Origin of the sequence: Peribacillus faecalis (assembly GCF_014712675.1) — a bacterium.
GTDB lineage: Bacteria > Bacillota > Bacilli > Bacillales > DSM-1321 > Bacillus_AD > Bacillus_AD faecalis.
Window position 1 is genome coordinate 41,418 of sequence record NZ_JACXSI010000021.1, and the last position, 19,175, is coordinate 60,592.

General features: G+C 40.9%; 21 protein-coding genes, 1 rRNA gene and 1 other annotated feature. All 22 genes read right to left on the reverse strand.

The window, feature by feature from the left end; genetic code table 11:
• Window positions 1-29 precede the first annotated feature (29 nt).
• Entirely contained in the window at window positions 30-455 is a 426-nt protein-coding gene (rplK, locus tag IEO70_RS09725; RefSeq protein ID WP_026089433.1) for a 50S ribosomal protein L11, read from the reverse strand.
• Between the two features lie 181 nt (window positions 456-636).
• A complete protein-coding gene (gene nusG / locus IEO70_RS09730) occupies window positions 637-1,170 on the reverse strand; it encodes a transcription termination/antitermination protein NusG (RefSeq protein ID WP_190998182.1) in 534 nt (177 codons plus the stop codon).
• 216 nt (window positions 1,171-1,386) lie between these two features.
• Window positions 1,387-1,572 (reverse strand): preprotein translocase subunit SecE, encoded by a 186-nt coding sequence (gene secE / locus IEO70_RS09735; protein ID WP_190998183.1) that lies wholly within the window; start codon window positions 1,570-1,572, stop codon window positions 1,387-1,389.
• Window positions 1,573-1,618: 46 nt separating this feature from the next.
• Window positions 1,619-1,768, reverse strand: a complete 150-nt coding sequence (gene rpmG / locus IEO70_RS09740; RefSeq protein ID WP_190998184.1) for a 50S ribosomal protein L33 — start codon at window positions 1,766-1,768, stop codon at window positions 1,619-1,621.
• 122 nt (window positions 1,769-1,890) lie between these two features.
• Window positions 1,891-2,535, reverse strand: a complete 645-nt coding sequence (gene sigH, locus IEO70_RS09745) for an RNA polymerase sporulation sigma factor SigH (protein ID WP_190998185.1) — start codon at window positions 2,533-2,535, stop codon at window positions 1,891-1,893.
• 69 nt (window positions 2,536-2,604) lie between these two features.
• Entirely contained in the window at window positions 2,605-3,117 is a 513-nt protein-coding gene (locus IEO70_RS09750; protein WP_190998186.1) for an NYN domain-containing protein, read from the reverse strand.
• A 3-nt stretch (window positions 3,118-3,120) separates the two neighbouring features.
• On the reverse strand, window positions 3,121-3,864 hold the full coding sequence (gene rlmB, locus IEO70_RS09755) for a 23S rRNA (guanosine(2251)-2'-O)-methyltransferase RlmB (protein WP_190998187.1): 744 nt from the start codon (window positions 3,862-3,864) through the stop codon (window positions 3,121-3,123).
• A 17-nt stretch (window positions 3,865-3,881) separates the two neighbouring features.
• On the reverse strand, window positions 3,882-4,292 hold the full coding sequence (locus IEO70_RS09760; RefSeq protein WP_190998188.1) for a Mini-ribonuclease 3: 411 nt from the start codon (window positions 4,290-4,292) through the stop codon (window positions 3,882-3,884).
• Window positions 4,293-4,294: 2 nt separating this feature from the next.
• Window positions 4,295-5,692: a cysteine--tRNA ligase gene (cysS, locus tag IEO70_RS09765; protein ID WP_190998189.1), complete on the reverse strand. Its 1,398-nt coding sequence runs from the start codon at window positions 5,690-5,692 to the stop codon at window positions 4,295-4,297.
• Complete coding sequence (cysE, locus tag IEO70_RS09770) at window positions 5,689-6,342, reverse strand: serine O-acetyltransferase (RefSeq protein WP_190998190.1); 654 nt, start codon at window positions 6,340-6,342, stop codon at window positions 5,689-5,691. The genes cysS and cysE overlap by 4 nt, the downstream gene beginning before the upstream one ends.
• A gap of 72 nt (window positions 6,343-6,414) precedes the next feature.
• Window positions 6,415-6,641 (reverse strand) — a binding site (T-box leader).
• Window positions 6,642-6,683: 42 nt separating this feature from the next.
• A complete protein-coding gene (gltX, locus tag IEO70_RS09775; protein ID WP_190998191.1) occupies window positions 6,684-8,141 on the reverse strand; it encodes a glutamate--tRNA ligase in 1,458 nt (485 codons plus the stop codon).
• 128 nt (window positions 8,142-8,269) lie between these two features.
• The gene (ispF, locus tag IEO70_RS09780) at window positions 8,270-8,746 is read right to left on the reverse strand and encodes a 2-C-methyl-D-erythritol 2,4-cyclodiphosphate synthase (RefSeq protein WP_190998192.1); all 477 of its coding nucleotides are present in this window, start codon (window positions 8,744-8,746) and stop codon (window positions 8,270-8,272) included.
• 6 nt (window positions 8,747-8,752) lie between these two features.
• A complete protein-coding gene (ispD, locus tag IEO70_RS09785) occupies window positions 8,753-9,454 on the reverse strand; it encodes a 2-C-methyl-D-erythritol 4-phosphate cytidylyltransferase (protein WP_190998193.1) in 702 nt (233 codons plus the stop codon).
• Between the two features lie 25 nt (window positions 9,455-9,479).
• Window positions 9,480-10,580 carry a PIN/TRAM domain-containing protein gene (locus tag IEO70_RS09790; protein WP_190998194.1) on the reverse strand — a complete coding sequence of 367 codons (1,101 nt, stop codon included), beginning with the start codon at window positions 10,578-10,580 and terminating at the stop codon, window positions 9,480-9,482.
• 186 nt (window positions 10,581-10,766) lie between these two features.
• Window positions 10,767-11,837: a DNA integrity scanning diadenylate cyclase DisA gene (gene disA, locus IEO70_RS09795; protein ID WP_190998195.1), complete on the reverse strand. Its 1,071-nt coding sequence runs from the start codon at window positions 11,835-11,837 to the stop codon at window positions 10,767-10,769.
• A 3-nt stretch (window positions 11,838-11,840) separates the two neighbouring features.
• Complete coding sequence (gene radA, locus IEO70_RS09800; RefSeq protein ID WP_190998196.1) at window positions 11,841-13,229, reverse strand: DNA repair protein RadA; 1,389 nt, start codon at window positions 13,227-13,229, stop codon at window positions 11,841-11,843.
• A 421-nt stretch (window positions 13,230-13,650) separates the two neighbouring features.
• Window positions 13,651-16,092, reverse strand: a complete 2,442-nt coding sequence (gene clpC / locus IEO70_RS09805; RefSeq protein ID WP_190998197.1) for an ATP-dependent protease ATP-binding subunit ClpC — start codon at window positions 16,090-16,092, stop codon at window positions 13,651-13,653.
• 12 nt (window positions 16,093-16,104) lie between these two features.
• Entirely contained in the window at window positions 16,105-17,172 is a 1,068-nt protein-coding gene (locus IEO70_RS09810) for a protein arginine kinase (protein ID WP_190998198.1), read from the reverse strand.
• A complete protein-coding gene (locus tag IEO70_RS09815; protein ID WP_190998199.1) occupies window positions 17,172-17,723 on the reverse strand; it encodes a UvrB/UvrC motif-containing protein in 552 nt (183 codons plus the stop codon). The genes IEO70_RS09810 and IEO70_RS09815 overlap by 1 nt, the downstream gene beginning before the upstream one ends.
• A 17-nt stretch (window positions 17,724-17,740) precedes the next feature.
• Window positions 17,741-18,202 carry a CtsR family transcriptional regulator gene (locus IEO70_RS09820; RefSeq protein ID WP_190998200.1) on the reverse strand — a complete coding sequence of 154 codons (462 nt, stop codon included), beginning with the start codon at window positions 18,200-18,202 and terminating at the stop codon, window positions 17,741-17,743.
• Window positions 18,203-18,749: 547 nt separating this feature from the next.
• Entirely contained in the window at window positions 18,750-18,950 is a 201-nt protein-coding gene (locus IEO70_RS09825; protein ID WP_190998201.1) for a hypothetical protein, read from the reverse strand.
• A gap of 115 nt (window positions 18,951-19,065) precedes the next feature.
• Window positions 19,066-19,175: ribosomal RNA gene (gene rrf / locus IEO70_RS09830) — 5S ribosomal RNA — on the reverse strand; the annotation flags it as partial.

Here is a 19,175-nt window from a genome sequence, read left to right on the forward strand (position 1 = left end):
CGTAGAAACGTCTAACTTATTTGCAAGGATTAGTCTTCGATGACAATACCCATGCTTCGTGCAGTACCTTCAACCATACGCATTGCAGACTCAACGTTTGCAGCGTTTAGGTCAGGCATTTTAGTTTCAGCAATCTCACGCACTTTGTCGCGTTTAACTGTTGCAACTTTTTTACGATTTGGTTCACCAGAACCAGACTCGATACCAGCTGCTTTCTTAAGCAATACAGCAGCAGGTGGAGTTTTCGTAATGAATGTAAATGAACGGTCTTCGAAAACCGTAATTTCTACAGGAATGATAAGACCAGCTTGTTCTGCAGTACGAGCGTTGAACTCTTTACAGAAACCCATGATGTTAACACCTGCTTGACCTAGTGCTGGACCAACTGGTGGAGCTGGATTAGCTTTAGCTGCAGGAATCTGAAGCTTTACAATTTTAATAACTTTTTTAGCCACGAGACACACCTCCTTAAAGTCCGTGATGTGGTAATAGGGGTTTGCTCCCCTCCCACTCAACGTTTTCATTCTTTATATAGTGAATAAAGAACCAAACTATCTGTTCAGGCCTCTAATCATTGAGACATACTGACCTATGAAAGTTTATCATCTTTCAGCATGTATTTCAAGTTATTTCACATTATAATTTTTCCACCTGAGAAAAATCAAGTTCTACCTTCGTATCGCGACCGAACATATTTACAAGTACTTTCAGCTTCGCTTTGTCAGCATCCAGTTCTTCAATTGTTCCTGTGTATGATGCGAATGGACCTTCTTTAATGGTTACTGTTTCACCAAGCTCATAGTCCATGTCCACGCGTTTCTCATCCATTCCCATTCTCTTCAGAATGAAGTTAATTTCATCCTGCAATAATGGAGTCGGCTTTGATCCGGAGCCAGCTGATCCTACAAACCCTGTGACGCCAGGTGTATTACGTACAACGTACCATGAATCATCTGTCATAATTAATTCGACAAGCACGTAGCCAGGGAACACTTTTTTCTTAACTACTTTTTTCTTGCCGTTTTTTAAATCTGTTTCTTCTTCTTCCGGAACAACAACTCGGAAGATTTTATCTTGCATACCCATTGATTCAACACGTTTTTCTAGGTTTGCTTTTACTTTGTTTTCATAACCAGAATACGTATGAACAACATACCAGTTTTTTTCCATAATTAAACAGGGTTAATAAAACCCTTCCCTCCCTCGGATTAATTCATCTTCAATTTGAAGCCATCTATGTTTTGTGCTAACAAACTATAGTCAGCGAGCTAATTTTGAGCAAATTAAAAAAGCCGCGTTACGGGCTTTTTTTCTTTACACATTATTCTAACACTATTATGTCTTTTTTACGAATAAGTTATTCGTTCAAACAATGTTTTCTGCGAATTACAGACTCGTAACAAAACGGATTAATTCCGAAATACCTAAATCAATAACCGTGAAAAATAATGCCATAAAAATTACCGTACTGATAACGATAACAGTATAGCTTGTAAGCTCTTTTCTTTTCGGCCAGCTTACTTTCTTCATCTCTCTGCCGATGCCACGGAAATACTCGGTCAAGCGCTGCATTTTCTTTACCTCCAACGTATGTGACTGCTTAAAAATTGGTGCTGATTTATTTCGTCTCTTTGTGAAGAGTATGAGCATTACACGTTTTGCAAAACTTTTTAATCTCAATTCGATCTGATTTGGAAGCTTTGTTGCTTTCAGTCGAATAGTTGCGTGAACCACAATTGCTGCAAGCCAGAATTGCTTTCGTTCTCATTGAATATACACCTGCTTAAATTTTTAAAAATCCGTAATTATAACCTTATCACGGGCTTGGTTGCTTGTCAACGGAGCATCCCATTCACTTGCACCAGATGGAATATGACTAATTCAAAGATTTTAAAGCGAAATTTCACGAATTTCTAAATATCTTTCTAATTTTCGCTTTACTCTTTGGAGGGCGTTATCAATAGATTTCACATGGCGGTTCAATTCTTCAGAAATCTCTTGGTAAGACTGTCCATCAAGGTATAACGCAAGGACCTTCCTTTCCAGGTCACTCAGAAGCTCCGCCATTTTCAGTTCAATGTCGTCGAATTCCTCTTGGTTAATAATCAACTCTTCCGGATTCATCGCTTTCGCACCCGTTATGACATCTAACAAGGTCCGGTCGGATTCCTCATCGAAAATGGGCTTGTCCAAAGAAACATACGAATTGAGCGGAATGTGCTTTTGACGTGTAGCCGTTTTAATCGCGGTAATGATTTGTCGTGTAATACAAAGTTCAGCAAACGCTTTAAAAGAAGTGAATTTATCTCCTTTAAAATCGCGAATAGCTTTATATAAGCCAATCATTCCTTCTTGTACAATATCCTCTTTATCTGCACCAATCAGGAAATATGTCCGCGCTTTAGCACGCACAAAGTTTCTGTATTTATGGATTAAAAAATCCAACGCTTCACTTTCTCCCTGATGCACTAATTCCACAAGCTGATCATCATCAAACTGCAAATATCTCTCATCCACTTTATGTTCATTCAGCACAAACTCCCCCCCTTGCCCGAACCAATGATTAGAATCATTATACAGTAGGAAAATTTTAGTAGTCAATAATCAAAACTGACCTCTTCTCCATTTTTCGAATTTTTCAGCCACTTCATCAGACAGCTGAATTTTCGCAGAAGGTTTCGACTCGCTCTGCACCTTCACATGTTTTTCTACCTCTCCGGAAATGTGACGGCACTCATTCAAGAGCTCCCGGGCAGATTTTCGGAGAGCTCCCTGTCCGAAAATCGCCCATTGCTCTGTAAAGTCTGACGTCGCTACATGGATTTGTGTTTTAATGTTGCTCATTTCGACAGCCAATTTTTCTATTCTTTCATCTGCTGTCTCATTTTCTTTTGTAAAGATGACGTCAATCTTATAGTTTTTATATTTTCTTTCTAATCCTTTGACAATATAAGCATCAAAAACAACTACTACTTCATATCCTGTATAACCTTTATATTCAGCCAATATTTCTATCAGCCGATCGCGGGCGGCAGAAAGATCCTTCTCCTTCAGCGCTTTTAATTCCGGCCAGTCCCCTATAATATTATAGCCGTCAACGATTAGGATATTTTTCATTGCTTATTGTCCTAGTGGATGTCGTTTTCTGTATACTTCATACATAAGGAGACTTGCTGCCACCGAGGCATTCAGCGATGTGACCTTACCAATCATCGGCATGTGTACAAGGAAATCACATTTTTCTTTCAAGATGCGGCTCATACCTTTACCTTCACTACCGATAATGATGCCAATTGACATACCGCCATCCAATTGTCGGTAATCATCGCTTCCTTTTGCATCTGTACCAGCAATCCAAAGACCGCGATCTTTTAACTCTTCAACTGTTCTGGCCAAATTCGTCACACGTGCTACAGGTATGTATTCAATTGCCCCTGTCGAAGCCTTCGCTACCGTTGCTGTAAGACCTACAGCACGTCTTTTCGGAATAATGATGCCATGCGCTCCTGTTGCATCCGCTGTTCTCATAATCGAGCCTAGGTTATGTGGATCTTCAATTTCGTCTAAGATTAAAAAGAAAGGAGCTTCATTTCTTTTTTCCGCCACTGCAAATAAGTCATCCAATTCAGCGTACTGATAAGCCGCTACTGCAGCAATTACACCTTGATGGACACCGACACCCATTGCGTCAATTTTCTTTTTCGGCACAATTTGAGTCAGTACTTTTTTTTGTTTAGCAAGCTCAATGATTTGACCCATCGAGCCTTTCTGCGAACCTTCCGCAATCAAAATTTTGTTAATATCTCTGTCGGACTTTAATGCTTCCAATACTGGATTGCGTCCAATAATGTATTCTTCACTCATGGAGCATCCACCTCATTTCATTTCTTCTCTTCTATATAATCAATTGCCATCGCAATGATCTCTTCCATTCTTTGCAACCGATCACTCAGAAACAAATAGCCTATTAATGCTTCAAAAGCGGTTGAATACCGATATGTCTGTACATCTGTATTCTTAGGGACTGTTCCCGATTTAGCATTTCTCCCTCTTCTGACAACCCCTTGTTCTTCCTCCGATAAAACACCAGCATCCAATAAAGCATGAATAACTTTATTTTGAGCTTTTGCAGATACATAGTTTGTTGAGGCGCGATGCAAAAGGTGCGGTTTGACTGCCCCTTTTAAAAGCAGATGATGCCGTATATATTTCTCATATACAGCATCACCCATATAAGCTAACGCCAAACTGTTTAATTCCATCGGATTCAAGTGATTATTACGATTATCCATGTTTATCCTCTTTTCCATCTCGTACCTTGAGGCGTATCTTCCAAGATGATGTTTCGTGATTTTAAGTCATCACGGATTTCATCTGAACGTTTAAAGTCACGGTTTTTTCGTGCTTGAATGCGTTCTTCAATCAATCGCTCAATCTCTTCATCCAACAGTTCTTCATCTTGCAGCGATAAGCCAAGCACGCCGAACAGTTCTTCAAATTCACGAATGAAAGCTTGAAGTACCTCTGTATGTGTTTGTTGCTCCATCAAATAATAGTTCGCCTGTTTAGAAAGCTCGAACAGAACCGAGATGCCGTTCGCTGTATTGAAGTCATCATCCATCTCTGCAATAAATTGATTGTGCAGTTCTCCCACTTTAGCTAGCCATTCCTCTTTGTGATCAGGCAGATTAGTCGCTGAAGAAAGTCTGTGATTTAGATTATGGTACGATGTTTTCAATCGTTCTAAAGCCGCTCCCGCATTGCTCAGCAATTCATCACTGTAATTGATTGGGTTTCGGTAATGAACAGATAGCATAAAGAAACGCAATACTTGCGGATCATGCTTCTTCAGGATGTCATGCACCAATACGAAGTTGCCCAGTGATTTTGACATTTTTTCATTGTCGATGTTGATATATCCGTTGTGCATCCAATACTTCGCAAATGGCTTGCCTGTGTATGCTTCCGATTGGGCAATTTCATTTTCGTGGTGAGGAAATGCTAAATCTTGACCGCCTGCATGAATATCGATGCTGTCGCCAAGGTATTTTTTCGCCATAGCAGAGCACTCAATGTGCCAGCCCGGACGCCCTTTCCCCCATGGACTTTCCCAGAAGATTTCACCTTCTTTAGCCGCTTTCCATAAAACGAAGTCTAATGGATCTTCCTTCTTCTCGCCCACTTCAATTCTTGCACCCGCATGCAAGTCATCGATTGACTGCTGAGATAGCTTTCCGTAACCTTCGAACTTGCGAGTGCGGTAATATACATCTCCCTCAGACTCGTACGCGTAGCCTTTATCAACAAGCGTCTGAATAAATTCAAGAATAATATCCATACTTTCTGTTACGCGTGGGTGTGCATCAGCTTTTGAGCAACCAAGAGCCAATACGTCATTGAAGTACGCATCAATGAATCGTTGCGAAACGACAGGTACCTCTTCACCAAGCTCATTGGCAACGCGAATGATTTTATCGTCTACGTCCGTAAAGTTGGAGACATATTTCACGTCATATCCGCGGTATTGCAAGTATTTTCTCACAGTATCGAAAACAATCGGCGGACGGGCATTCCCGATATGGATGAAGTTATATACTGTCGGTCCACACACATACATTTTCACTTTACCTTCTTCTAGAGGCACGAACTCCTCCTTCTGGCGTGTTAATGTATTATAAATTTTTATAGTCACTTTGTATTGCTCCTTTCGTTCAGCAACGCTTCCATTTGTTTCTTCATCTCTGCTACTTCATTTTCAAGCTTGCTAATGCGATCTCCTGTTGGGTCTGGCAGATCCGAATGATTCAAATTGTGTTTCAAGCGGACGCCATCCCGAATCACTACCTTGCCTGGTATCCCTACTACCGTTGAGTTAGGTGGCACCTCTTTTAGCACTACTGAGCCTGCGCCTATTTTAGAATTCTCTCCCACCTTAATAGAACCTAAAACCTTCGCCCCTGTCGCAATTAAAACATTATCTTCTATCGTCGGGTGTCTTTTACCCTTCTCTTTTCCAGTTCCCCCAAGCGTCACACCCTGAAAGACGGTTACATTGTCCCCGATTTCACATGTTTCACCGATTACAACGCCCATACCATGATCAATAAAAAATCTTCTGCCGATCTTGGCACCCGGGTGTATCTCAATACCTGTGAAGAAACGGCTGATTTGAGAAATAGAGCGGGCTATGAAATACATTTTTCTTCTGTAAAATCCGTGGGCCAGACGATGCCACCAAATGGCATGAAGCCCGGAATAAGTCAATATGACTTCCAAATAACTTCTTGCCGCAGGATCTTGGTCAAATACGACATCTATATCTTCTTTTAATAACTTAAACATTCCTTTCTCCCCTCAATTCCCCTTGTGATATCAATAAACTTTTGAAGTACAAAAAAGCGTCTCTGCCATGAAGACAGAGACGCTTGAATAAAGCGCGGTTCCACTCTGTTTGGAAATAGAAATACACTAATTTCCCAACTCTTCATTGTAACGGTATGAGACCGCCTATACCTACTGATACATTTTCAGCATAGGACTCCGGAGTGCATTTCAAAAGATATAGCTTAGATCACTTGCAGCCGGTGGTGACCCTCTCTTTAAAGCATAATCTTTATACTTCTCTCCATCAACGCAAACATATGTTAATTTTACTTATACTATATAATATTTTCGACTAATTGTTAATCTAAAATACCTTGCAGACGTTTTTTAATTTTGTCTTTCCCAATCAGTGCAATAGCTTGCGGCAGATCCGGACCGTGTGTTTGTCCTGTCGTTGCCACTCGAATTGGCATAAACAGCTTTTTGCCTTTTTGGCCAGTCAATTTTTGGACAGCTTTCATAGCTGCTTTAATTGCTTCAGCTTCAAACATTTCAATTGATTCAAGCTCTGCCAAAAATGCTGACAACACTTCAGGAACTTGCTCTTCAGCCAATACAGCTTTTCCTTCTTCATCCAGTTCGATCTCATCTTTAAAGATTACTTCAGATAAAGGAACGATCTCTGCTCCGTAGCTCATTTTCTCTTGGTATAGAGACAAAAGTTTACGAACCCATTGCATATCTTCTTCTGATAACGGCTCGCTTACTTTGCCTGCTTTCACTAAGTGAGGTAATGCCAGTTGTGTCAGGCGATCCAGATCAAGATTTTTTAAGTACTGGTTGTTCATCCAAGTAAGCTTTTGCGTATCGAATAGAGCCGGTGATTTAGACAATCTGTTCTCATCGAAGATTTCAATGAATTGCTCTTTCGTAAAGATTTCTTCTTCTCCGCCCGGAGCCCATCCAAGCAGAGCGATGAAGTTGAATAATGCTTCTGGCAGATAGCCCAGTTCTTCATATTGCTCAATGAATTGAATAATCGATTCATCACGTTTGCTTAGCTTTTTACGGCTTTCGTTGACAATCAATGTCATATGGCCGAATACCGGAGGCTCCCAGCCTAATGCTTCATAGATCATCAATTGCTTTGGCGTATTAGAGATATGGTCATCTCCGCGTAAAACATGAGAGATTTTCATTAAGTAGTCATCAATTGTTACTGCAAAGTTATACGTTGGCGTACCGTCTTTTTTCACAATAACGTGATCACCGATGCCGTTAGATTCAAAAGATACTTCACCTTTAACCATATCGTTGAAAGTGAATGTTTTGTCTGCAGGAACAGCAAATCTAATGCTTGGCTGTCTGCCTTCCGCTTCCAGTTTCGCTTGCTCTTCTGCAGTCAGATGACGGCATTTTCCTGAATATGCAGGTGTTTCGCCGCGCGCAGCCTGTTCTTCACGTTCCGCTAAAATTTCCTCTTCTGTACAGTAGCACTTGTATGCCAAACCTTTTTCTAAAAGCTCTGTATAATATTGTTCATAAATGTCATTACGTTCTGATTGACGGTATGGTCCGTATTCGCCAGGCACATCGACACTTTCATCCCAGTCGATTCCTAACCATTTCAAATATTTAAGTTGGCTCTCTTCGCCGCCTGCGATGTTTCTCTTTTTATCTGTATCCTCAATTCGGATAATGAATTTTCCACCTTTATGACGTGCAAATAAATAATTGAAAAGTGCTGTACGAGCATTTCCAATATGTAAATGACCAGTTGGACTTGGAGCATAACGAACTCTGATGTTATCGCCCATTGTTTGTGCCTCCCATGCAAAAATAATTTCTAATTAGATAAATGCAGCGAACTGCATTAAGTAGAGTTAAATATTGATTTATTGTAACACTGTGTCTATAAGAAAAAAAAGTATCACTTACTATTCTTCTACTTTTTCTTTAATAAAACCGCTACTTGAGCAGCAATTCCTTCGCCTCTTCCCGTAAAGCCAAGCTTTTCGGTAGTCGTCGCCTTTACATTGACGTTTTCTTCCGCTGTTTCAAGTAGTTGCGCAATACGTGTGCGCATCTCAGGAATATACGGAAGCATTTTAGGTTTTTGGGCGATGATGGTGCAATCGATATTGCCGATTTCATATCCTTTTTCTTTCACAATTCCCCATACATGCGTCAGCAGTTTAGCTGAGTCTGCATCCTTAAAGGCCGGATCTGTATCAGGGAAGTGTTTGCCTATATCCCCCTCAGCAACCGCACCTAAGCAGGCATCTGCCACTGTATGAAGCAATACGTCGGCGTCTGAATGTCCCAATAACCCTTTTTCATACGGAATCGTGATTCCACCGATTATAAGCGGTCTACCTTCCACTAACTGATGTACATCAAATCCTTGTCCGATTCGAAACATCTGCATTCACTCCTCTTTGCCTTGAGCTGTTTTTTTTAATATTGCCTCTGCAAAATACAAATCTTCCGGCGTTGTAATTTTTATATTAAGATAATAATCTTCTACCATAAATACTTTCTCACCGTACGCTTCAACAAGACTGGCATCATCCGTTCCTAAGTAGCCGCTTTCTACAGCCTGCTCATGCGCCTTTTTCAAGACAGACACACGAAAAGCTTGTGGGGTATGCACTGCCCACAAGCTTGATCGCTCAACTGTATCTATAACTTGTCCGTCTGTTACCCTTTTGATTGTATCTTTCACACGCACCCCAGGAATAGCACTTCCCTTATCGACAGCCATTTTGACCAATTCAGAAATCGTTTCCTGTTTCACAAAAGGCCGGGCTCCGTCATGAACTAGCACAACAGAATCCCCTAGGTGATCAACAGCCTGCAACCCATTATAAACACTATCTTGTCTCTCTTTGCCGCCACTAACAATCTCGATTGTCTTATTGAATGAATAACGTTGAAGAACAGCTTCAATATCGTTTCTTTCATTTGCGTTTATAGGAAGAATAATTTTTTTACAAAAATGATCATTGTCAAATACCTTTAGCGTATGGATAATGAGAGGCGTATCAGCAATCTGTAAAAACATTTTGTTTTTACCGGCTTTCATTCGCTTCCCTTGTCCCGCTGCAAGGACGATAACTTCATAAAACATGAGCAATTATTCCTCCATCTTTATGCTACAATACTTTTTCTAATAGTTTTGGCTTAGCAAAAATCATTCGGCCCGCTGATGTTTGCAGGACACTTGTCACAATAACATCAATTTGTTTGCTAATATAATCTCTGCCGCCTTCTACAACAATCATGGTACCATCATCAAGATAGGCAACACCTTGGTTCTGCTCTTTACCGTCTTTAATTACCAGTACATTCATCTCTTCACCAGGGATGACGACCGGCTTGACTGCATTCGCTAAATCATTAATATTTAGCACAGGTACATTTTGAAATTCGCATACTTTATTCAAATTAAAGTCATTAGTCACAAGTACACCTTGCATCACTTTAGCCAGCTTGATTAGTTTACTGTCCACTTCTTGAATCTCTTCAAAATCGCCTTCGTAAAACTCGACTTTAACCGCCAGCTCTTTTTGTATGCGATTCAATATATCCAAGCCTCTTCGACCGCGGTTACGCTTCAGCGCATCTGATGAATCAGCGATGTGTTGCAGTTCCTCAAGAACAAATTGCGGAATTACAATCGTTCCTTCCACGAACCCTGTTTGGCAAATATCTGCGATTCTTCCATCGATGATTACACTTGTATCTAGAATTTTATATGAAGTACTTGTTTGGCTTTGCTTATTCTCGCTGCCATCCAGCTCTTGTTCATGAGATTTTTTTCTGTTCAATTTGAACAAGCCCATCAGTTCATCACGTTTCTTCGTTCCGACTTGAAGTCCCAGATAACCGAATAATAATGTGATTAAAATCGGCAACACTGTGTTAACAAACGGCACCTTGATGCTTGAAATTGCAAAGCTGATTAGGAACGCCACCAATAAACCGACTATCAAACCAATTGTTCCAAAAATGATATCTGTAATAGGTACTTTAACGAGTCTTTCTTCCGTCCATTTAATTGTATCTATAACATAATCTACTGTCCAAAAGGTAATAAGAAAAAAAATGAGTGCGCCTAAAATTGCTGATACGTAAGGATTGTTAATATAATTAATATCATCAGCACCGATTAACATAAGCAACTTCGGTATGAGAACCATCCCTAACGTTCCGCCTATAATCAATAAACATGCTTGTGTAATACGTTTTAACATCCTTTCACCTCCCTTTAATAATCATTATTAACAAATATATATTTTTTAAATGCAGACCATTGCAAAATATGTGCTCATTTGTTCAATCTAGCGTATACAAAGAACAAACTAATATCAACTAAGTATCATTTCCATTCCCTTTAAGGCTAGCACTCCCTAAAAGCAGTGTCAATTGAGACACTATAGTTAAAAAGTCCTTTCCGTATGGAGATGATTTCTGAGCACACGCAGACCTTCTCTTATTTTCTTCGCCCGCACTTCACCGATACCTTCTACATCATCCAGTTCCTCCACAGACGCATTCATGATGGCCGTGAAGTTTTCAAACGTTTGCACAAGATTTTCAATGATCAGTGCCGGCAGTCTCGGTATTTTATTCAGCATGCGATAGCCCCGCGGAACAATTGTCTCATCAAGCGGCACATAGCCGTTATAGCCCAGCGCCTTTAAAATGGCCCCGTCTTCCACTAACTGCTGGTGAGACAGCTCATGCAACTTATCCATTACAGTATTGACCCCAGCTTGTTCATCGTTCATATAATCAAGCACAATCAGTTCACCCTCTTCTTCAAGAGACGAAATGACCTCGTTCATTTGCAATCGAATAAGGCGACCTTCTACACCTAACTCGGTCAAATAAGAAAGCAGCTCATTCTTTATACGAATGAACATGATAAAACGTTGCAAAACTCGAATTAATTCTGCGTATGTCACAATATCTTCAAATTCAGAGCGTCCTAAGTTGCCGATACTTTGATATAAAACAGATTTATATTTCTCAAGTGTCTGTATTGCCTGATTTGCTTTTGTCAGAATTACACCCATGTCAATCAGCGTATAGCGGAAGTTCCCTTGATACACCGTAATGACATTCCGGCGTTGTGATATCGCGATGACAAGTGCTTTTGTTTCTTTTGCAACCCGCTCCGCTGTACGGTGACGCATCCCCGTTTCACTTGAAGAATACGTCGTGTCAGGAACTAGCTGGGCATTAGCTAACAAAATTTTATCTGCATTCTCATTTAAAATAATCGCTCCATCCATTTTCGCCAATTCATATAAAGAGCTTGGCGAATATGGGCAGCCGATTGAAAAGCCTCCCTCTACGATTGCTTTAACCTTTTCGTTATATCCGACTACAATTAATCCGCCTGTATTGGCTCGCAATACATTATCTATCCCATAGCGTAAAGGTGTACCGGGAGACACTAGCTGTAATATTTCTGATTTCGTTTTGTCAGCCCTTTTTTCACTCATCTATTATCCTCCTAATGCATGCCTTAAAGCCTCTGAAACTGTCGCTACGCCTATGACTTCAATTTCTTTCGGCGGGTTCCAGCTGCCTAGATTATTCTCCGGAAGAATCACTCTCTCAAAACCTAATTTGGCCGCTTCTTGAACTCGCTGCTCAATCCTTGATACTCTTCGCACTTCGCCTGTCAGGCCAACCTCTCCGATAATGCAATCCGTTTGTTTCGTCGGCTGGTCACGAAAACTTGATGCAATACTGACAGCAATCGCTAAATCAATAGCTGGTTCATCTAATTTTACGCCGCCGGCCACTTTCAAATATGCATCTTGGTTTTGCAGAAGCAGTCCTACTCGTTTTTCTAAAACAGCCATTATTAATGAAACGCGATTATAATCCATGCCAGTTGCCATTCTGCGCGGATTACCGAAACTGGTCGGAGCAATTAACGCCTGGATTTCTACCAATACCGGTCTTGTTCCTTCCATAGAAGCGACTACTGTGGAGCCTGATGCTCCTTTCGAACGCTCCTCAAGAAAAATTTCTGACGGGTTCGCTACCTCTTCCAAGCCTTGTTCCTTCATTTCAAAAATACCCATTTCATTTGTAGATCCGAACCGGTTCTTCACTGCCCGTAATATTCGGTAAGTATGGTGTCTTTCCCCCTCAAAATATAAGACAGTATCCACCATATGCTCCAATAATCTTGGTCCCGCAATATTTCCCTCTTTTGTTACATGGCCAACAATAAAAATTGCAATGCCTTTTGTCTTAGCTATTCTCATTAAAGAGGCTGTGCATTCACGAACTTGCGAAACGCTTCCCGGCGCTGATGTCACTTCCGATTGGAATACTGTTTGAATAGAGTCGACAATCACGAGGTTAGGCTGCACTTCATTGATTGCCTGTTCGATGAAATCCATATCTGTTTCTGAAAACACATATAGTTGTTCCGAAACCGTTCCAAGACGGTCAGCTCTAAGCTTTGTTTGTTTGACAGATTCCTCACCGGAAACGTAGAGTACTTTTTTATTATTTTGAGCCAGCTGAGCGGACACCTGGAGCAGCAATGTCGATTTGCCGATGCCCGGGTCACCGCCAATCAGCACAAGCGAGCCATTTACAATCCCTCCCCCAAGGGCACGATTGAGCTCCTTCATATCTGTTTTTATACGGGATTCTATATTAGTTTCAATGGAAGTAATCGGTGCTGCCTTTACACGGACTCCGGATGCTCCAATGCCCTCGCTATGCGTGAATGCTCCTTTGCGCAATGGCTTTACAATCTCAACTTCCTCAACCATCTTATTCCACTCAGAACATCCTGGGCATTTGCCCATCCATTTTGGAGATTCATATCCGCATGACTGGCAAATGAATTTTGTCTTCTTTTTTGCCAATTTACTTCCTCCTTCAGATTATCCATAATCAATTTATCATAAAATTGTCGGATGTTAGACCTTTTTACTATTCTTATTATAAAGAAGTTTTCTTACAAAAAGATTAAGAAAAGATTAAAAAAAATGCACAGCTTTATAAACGCTGTGCACTTCACATTGTTTGCCCCGTTTCATAGAGAATGGAACTTTTACTTCAACGAAGCAATAAAAGTGCAATATAACATCTAGTAATCAGTCTGCAAGTCAGTAACAGCAGCTAAGGATGCATTTCACATCTTAGCCGCTGTAATCCCAATCCGCAAGAAACTTCGACAAGGCATAAAGCAGCTCTCAATAGGATAGCCTACTTCAAAAGGTTGGTTCTTCAAAAGCGCCGGCAGATGCTGAAGTTTTTGGGAAACCCTTAAAAACAAAGTTTCACTTATTTACTGGTGGATGCTACCTCCACTGTTTTCACTTTAAACTCTCCGTTTTCAACATCGATACGCACCAGCTTGCCTTTTTCAATATTACCTCTTAGCAGCTCTTCTGATAGCTGGTCTTCAATATATTTTTGAATAGCGCGACGAAGCGGTCTCGCTCCATATTCAGGATCAAATCCTTCTTCTACAATTTTATCTATAGCAGCCGGAGTTAATTCCACATAAATATCTTGCTCTTTTAAGCGGCTTATTAACTGATTCGCCATTAAATGAACAATTTCCTGCAGATGTTTCTTCTCTAATGAATGGAAGACGATTGTTTCATCGATACGGTTCAAAAATTCCGGACGGAAAGCTTTCTTCAGCTCTTCCAGCACTTTGCCTTTCATATCTTTGTAGTCCGTATCTCCATCGTGAATGTTGAAACCGACGTATTTATTGCGTTGCAATGCTGATGCTCCGACATTCGATGTCATAATCAAAATCGTATTTCTGAAGTCGACTGTACGTCCTTTAGAATCTGTCAAACGGCCATCCTCAAGTACTTGCAGCAGGATATTGAACACATCCGGATGGGCTTTTTCAATTTCATCCAACAAGACAACAGAGTAAGGCTTTCTGCGCACTTTCTCCGTTAATTGTCCGCCTTCTTCAAAACCGACATAACCGGGAGGCGAACCCACCAGACGGGAAGTCGAATGTTTTTCCATAAATTCCGACATATCGACACGGATCATTGCATCTTCATCACCGAACATTGCTTCTGCTAAAGCACGTGCTAATTCTGTTTTACCGACACCAGTCGGGCCCAGGAAAATAAACGAGCCGACCGGACGCTTCGGATCTTTCAACCCTGCACGAGCACGGCGAACAGCTTTCGCCACAGCTTTAACGGCTTCTTCTTGTCCGATAACGCGGTTATGAAGTATCTCTTCCATATTCAGAAGTTTGTCAGTCTCCGTTTGCGCAAGTTTCGTCACCGGAACTCCCGTCCAGTTTGAAACAACTGTCGCGATATCATCAACTGTCACTTCGCTATTTTCTTTGCCCTGTTTTTCTTTCCAAGTTTTCTTCGTATTTTCAAGCTTTTCGCGTAAACGCTGTTCAGAATCTCTTAATGATGCTGCCTTTTCAAACTCTTGACTTTGGACAGCAGCATCTTTCTCTTTGCGCACCTCTTCTAACTGAATTTCAAGCTCTTTCAAGTTAGGAGGCGTTGTATAGGAACGAAGACGTACTTTCGAGCCAGCTTCATCAATTAAATCAATCGCCTTGTCAGGCAAGAAGCGGTCTGAAATATAGCGGTCTGAAAGTTTAACCGCTGCTTCAATCGCAGCATCGGTAATTGATACACGATGGTGCGCCTCATAGCGGTCACGCAACCCTTGAAGAATTTGAATCGATTCTTCCACTGTCGGCTCATCTACTTGAATCGGCTGGAAACGTCGCTCAAGAGCCGCATCTTTCTCGATATATTTACGATACTCATCTAACGTAGTCGCACCGATACATTGAAGCTCACCGCGCGCTAGAGATGGTTTAAGGATGTTGGATGCATCGATTGCACCTTCTGCACCGCCTGCGCCAATCAAGGTGTGCAATTCATCAATAAACAGAATGATATTGCCTGCCTGGCGTATTTCATCCATAACTTTTTTCAAACGGTCTTCGAATTCACCGCGATATTTTGTACCTGCCACAACTGTACCCATATCAAGTGTCATAACACGTTTGTCGCGTAAAATTTCCGGAACCTCGTTATTTACGATCTGTTGAGCCAATCCTTCAGCTATCGCTGTTTTACCGACACCAGGCTCCCCAATTAAAACCGGATTATTTTTCGTGCGTCGGCTTAACACTTCGATAACACGCTGGATTTCTTTACTTCGCCCGATGACAGGGTCTAAGCTGCCTTCTTTTGCAATAACAGTCAAGTCACGAGCTAAGCTGTCTAGTGTCGGTGTATTGACTGCGGATGATGTATTCCCCTGATGTCCGGCGGATTCGTTGCTTCCCAGCAGCTGCAGCACTTGCTGACGCGCTTTATTAAGGCTGACGCCAAGATTATTCAGTACTCTTGCCGCAACGCCTTCACCTTCTCGGATAAGCCCAAGCAATATGTGTTCTGTACCTACGTATGAATGCCCAAGCTTTCTTGCCTCATCCATTGAAAGCTCAATTACTTTTTTCGCTCTCGGTGTGTAATGAATTGTTTTAGAAACATCCTGACCTTGCCCGATTAGCGTTTCAACTTCTTTCTGGATTTTTTCTGCGCCTAAGCCAAGAGCAAGCAATGCCTTGGCAGCAATACCGTCACCTTCTCTTACCAGCCCAAGCAAAATATGTTCCGTTCCGATATTATTGTGACCTAATCGAATTGCTTCTTCTTGTGCTAATGCCAGTACCTTCTGAGCTCTTTCCGTAAATCTACCAAACATCATATAATTGCCTCCTCACTCTTTAAACGATTCCATATTTAGACGTTCTCTTATAAAAGTTGCACGGCGATAATCCCGTTCTTGCGGATGCAGCTCTGCTCCTGCGTATTGTTGCAAAAAGCCCGGCTGCATTAAAATCATCAGCTCGTTCAGGATTGTTTTAGAGATATTTTTTATATACCCTAAATCAATGCCTAAACGAACATCCGATAAACATTTTGCTGCTTCTTTTGTTTCAATGATTCTGGAATGCGCCAATACTCCTAGCGAGCGATACACCCTATCCTCTAATTGTATGTTCATCGTACTCACTAATGCTTCTCTCGCTAATCTTTCTTGTGCAATAATTTGTTGGACCACAATCGTCAAATCATGAACAATATCTGTTTCTGACTTACCTAATGTTGTTTGATTGGATATTTGAAAAATGTTGCCCAATGCTTCACTGCCTTCACCATATATCCCTCTAACAACCAATCCTAATTGGTTGATGGCAGGAATAATCCGGTTCATCTGCTGTGTAATAATCAGCCCAGGCAAATGCATCATAACTGATGCTCTCAACCCGGTTCCTACATTGGTTGGACAACAGGTCAAGTAGCCTCGTTTTTCATCAAAGGCATAGTCCACCTGTTCTTCAATCGCATCGTCAAGCTCATTTGCCTTTTCTAATGCTTTTGTAAGTTGTAATCCTGACATGAGGCATTGGATTCGGATATGGTCTTCCTCATTAAACATGATGCTTACCTTTTCATCTGATGACAGTAAACATGCGCCGTAAGAAGATCGTTCTGCTAAATGCGGACTGATCAAATGCTTTTCAACAAGCATTCTTTTTTCCAGTAGTTGCATTTCTGCCATTTTCAGCATGCTAAGATCATGTTGTTCCTGAAGTGACTGCAGCTGTTTTTCCAGCTGCTCAATAATCGCATTGGCTTCTTCATCTTTAAGCAAAGTGGAAAAGGTATGGTTCTGCAGATTTCTCGCTAGCCTCACCCTGCTGCTCAGCACAATATCTGATTCTGGACCTTCTTCATTCATCCATGAACTAAGGGTATGGTCAATAAACTTTCGTAAGCTCATTAGCTAACACCCCCATTTTCTGAGGTATGTGCCCTTCTCTCGAGCGAACGCAGTTCATCTCTGATTTCAGCAGCTTTCTCAAATTCCTCTTGCATAATGCATGCTTGCATTTGGCTTTTAAGATCCTGCATTTTTCTTTGTACGGAAATATGATTGCCGATTCTTTTCGGAATTTTACCCGTATGAACGGAGTTTCCGTTATGCAATCTTTTTAAAATCGGTTCAAGCTGCTTGCTAAACGAGTCATAGCAATTGGAGCAGCCAAACATGCCAAGTCGGGTGAATTGTGAATAACTCATTTGGCATTGACTGCAATGCAATTCACTAATTCCTGATAGTGTATGATTTTTAGGGGATGCAAAAGCATTGTCCAAATTTAATAATCCAGCCAATAAATTGTTGATCGGAAAATTGACTCCATTATTAGTCATGAACATTTCACTTTTTTCTTGAGAACACTGGTCACATAAATGTACTTCTGTTTTCTCGCCATTTATTATCTTTGTGAAATGTAGAGTAGCCGGTCTTTGCTTGCATTCTTGGCACTCCATCCATACCACCTCTCAAATTATTCGTATTTTAGAGTAGTTAACATTGCTTCCATTAACTTCGCCCTTAACTCATCTCTGTATGGCAAATCGTTCAATAATACGAGTTGGTTAATGACACTCAGCATAATTTTTGCTTCGCGCGTGCTGATCACTTCTTCTTCCATTAATCGATAAATCATATTTTCCGCCATTTGCTGAGAAAACTTATTTTCAATTAGTTGAAGCAGCTGATCAATGATTTGAGCATGGTCATATAATTTTAATTTGGCAATCCGTATATAACCTCCGCCCCCGCGCTTACTTTCGACGATATAACCTTTTTCAATTGTAAAACGGGTGTTGATGACATAATTGATTTGAGAAGGTACACATTGAAACTTATCAGCAATTTCACTTCGTTTAATGATTAAAATATCTTTATCACTTTGACGCAGTACGCTTTTGAGATAATTCTCAATTATGTCAGATATATTTTTCATCGTCCTCCTCCAATCTGACCTAGCAGTTCTAATAACAACCTGTCTTGATGTTCGTCAAATTCTGACTTTGACTATATTTGACTATAATTATATGAAAAATTAAATACAAATGCAACTGAGGCGCTTATTTAACACTACTTCTATATAATCGCCAAATATCCCTTTATTTTATACACAAATAAATTCTTTATTGTCGGCGATAATAAAAATTTTATTCACGTCTGTCCGTTTTTTCTCCGATGAAAATACAGCTAACACCATAAAAAAGTGGATAAGTGAGCTTTTTCTATAATAGTAAGATATAAGTTCCCCCCACTTCTAATCAATAGCAACAAATTTTATAGTTATATGTCTGTTTTCTTGACCGTTTTATCCACATTAAATAGCCGTTAATCCACATACATAATTATTTATGATTTGATTCAACCAATTCATCCACTTTTCCACACTCTTGAGTTAACTTTAAATTAAGTTATCTACAGTTCTTTAGCTAATCCAGTCCGATTATCTCAAGGTACAAAAAAAGACCAGCTTCATCAGCTGATCTTCATCTTGCCTGGCAACGTCCTACTCTCACAGGGGGAAACCCCCAACTACCATCGGCGTGCGAGCTTAACTTCCGTGCTCGACTCCCGACGAACGATAAGCGGCGAATCTCTTCGTCCATTTCACTCGTTCCGTCCTCACGTACACCGTACGCTCCGGGCGTCACTCCCTCATTTCCTCGACCTTCTTGCTTCTTCTTCACCGGGTTTGGGCGTTTTATATTCAGTCCTAATAGGTTAGCTTCTTAACTCTAAACCTTCGGTTCAGTTATTTTATGACACAAAAAAAGACCAGCTTCATCAGCTGATCTTCATCGTGCCCGGCAACGTCCTACTCTCACAGGGGGAGACCCCCAACTACCATCGGCGCTGAAGAGCTTAACTTCCGTGTTCGGAATGGGAACGGGTGTGGCCTCTTCGCCATCATT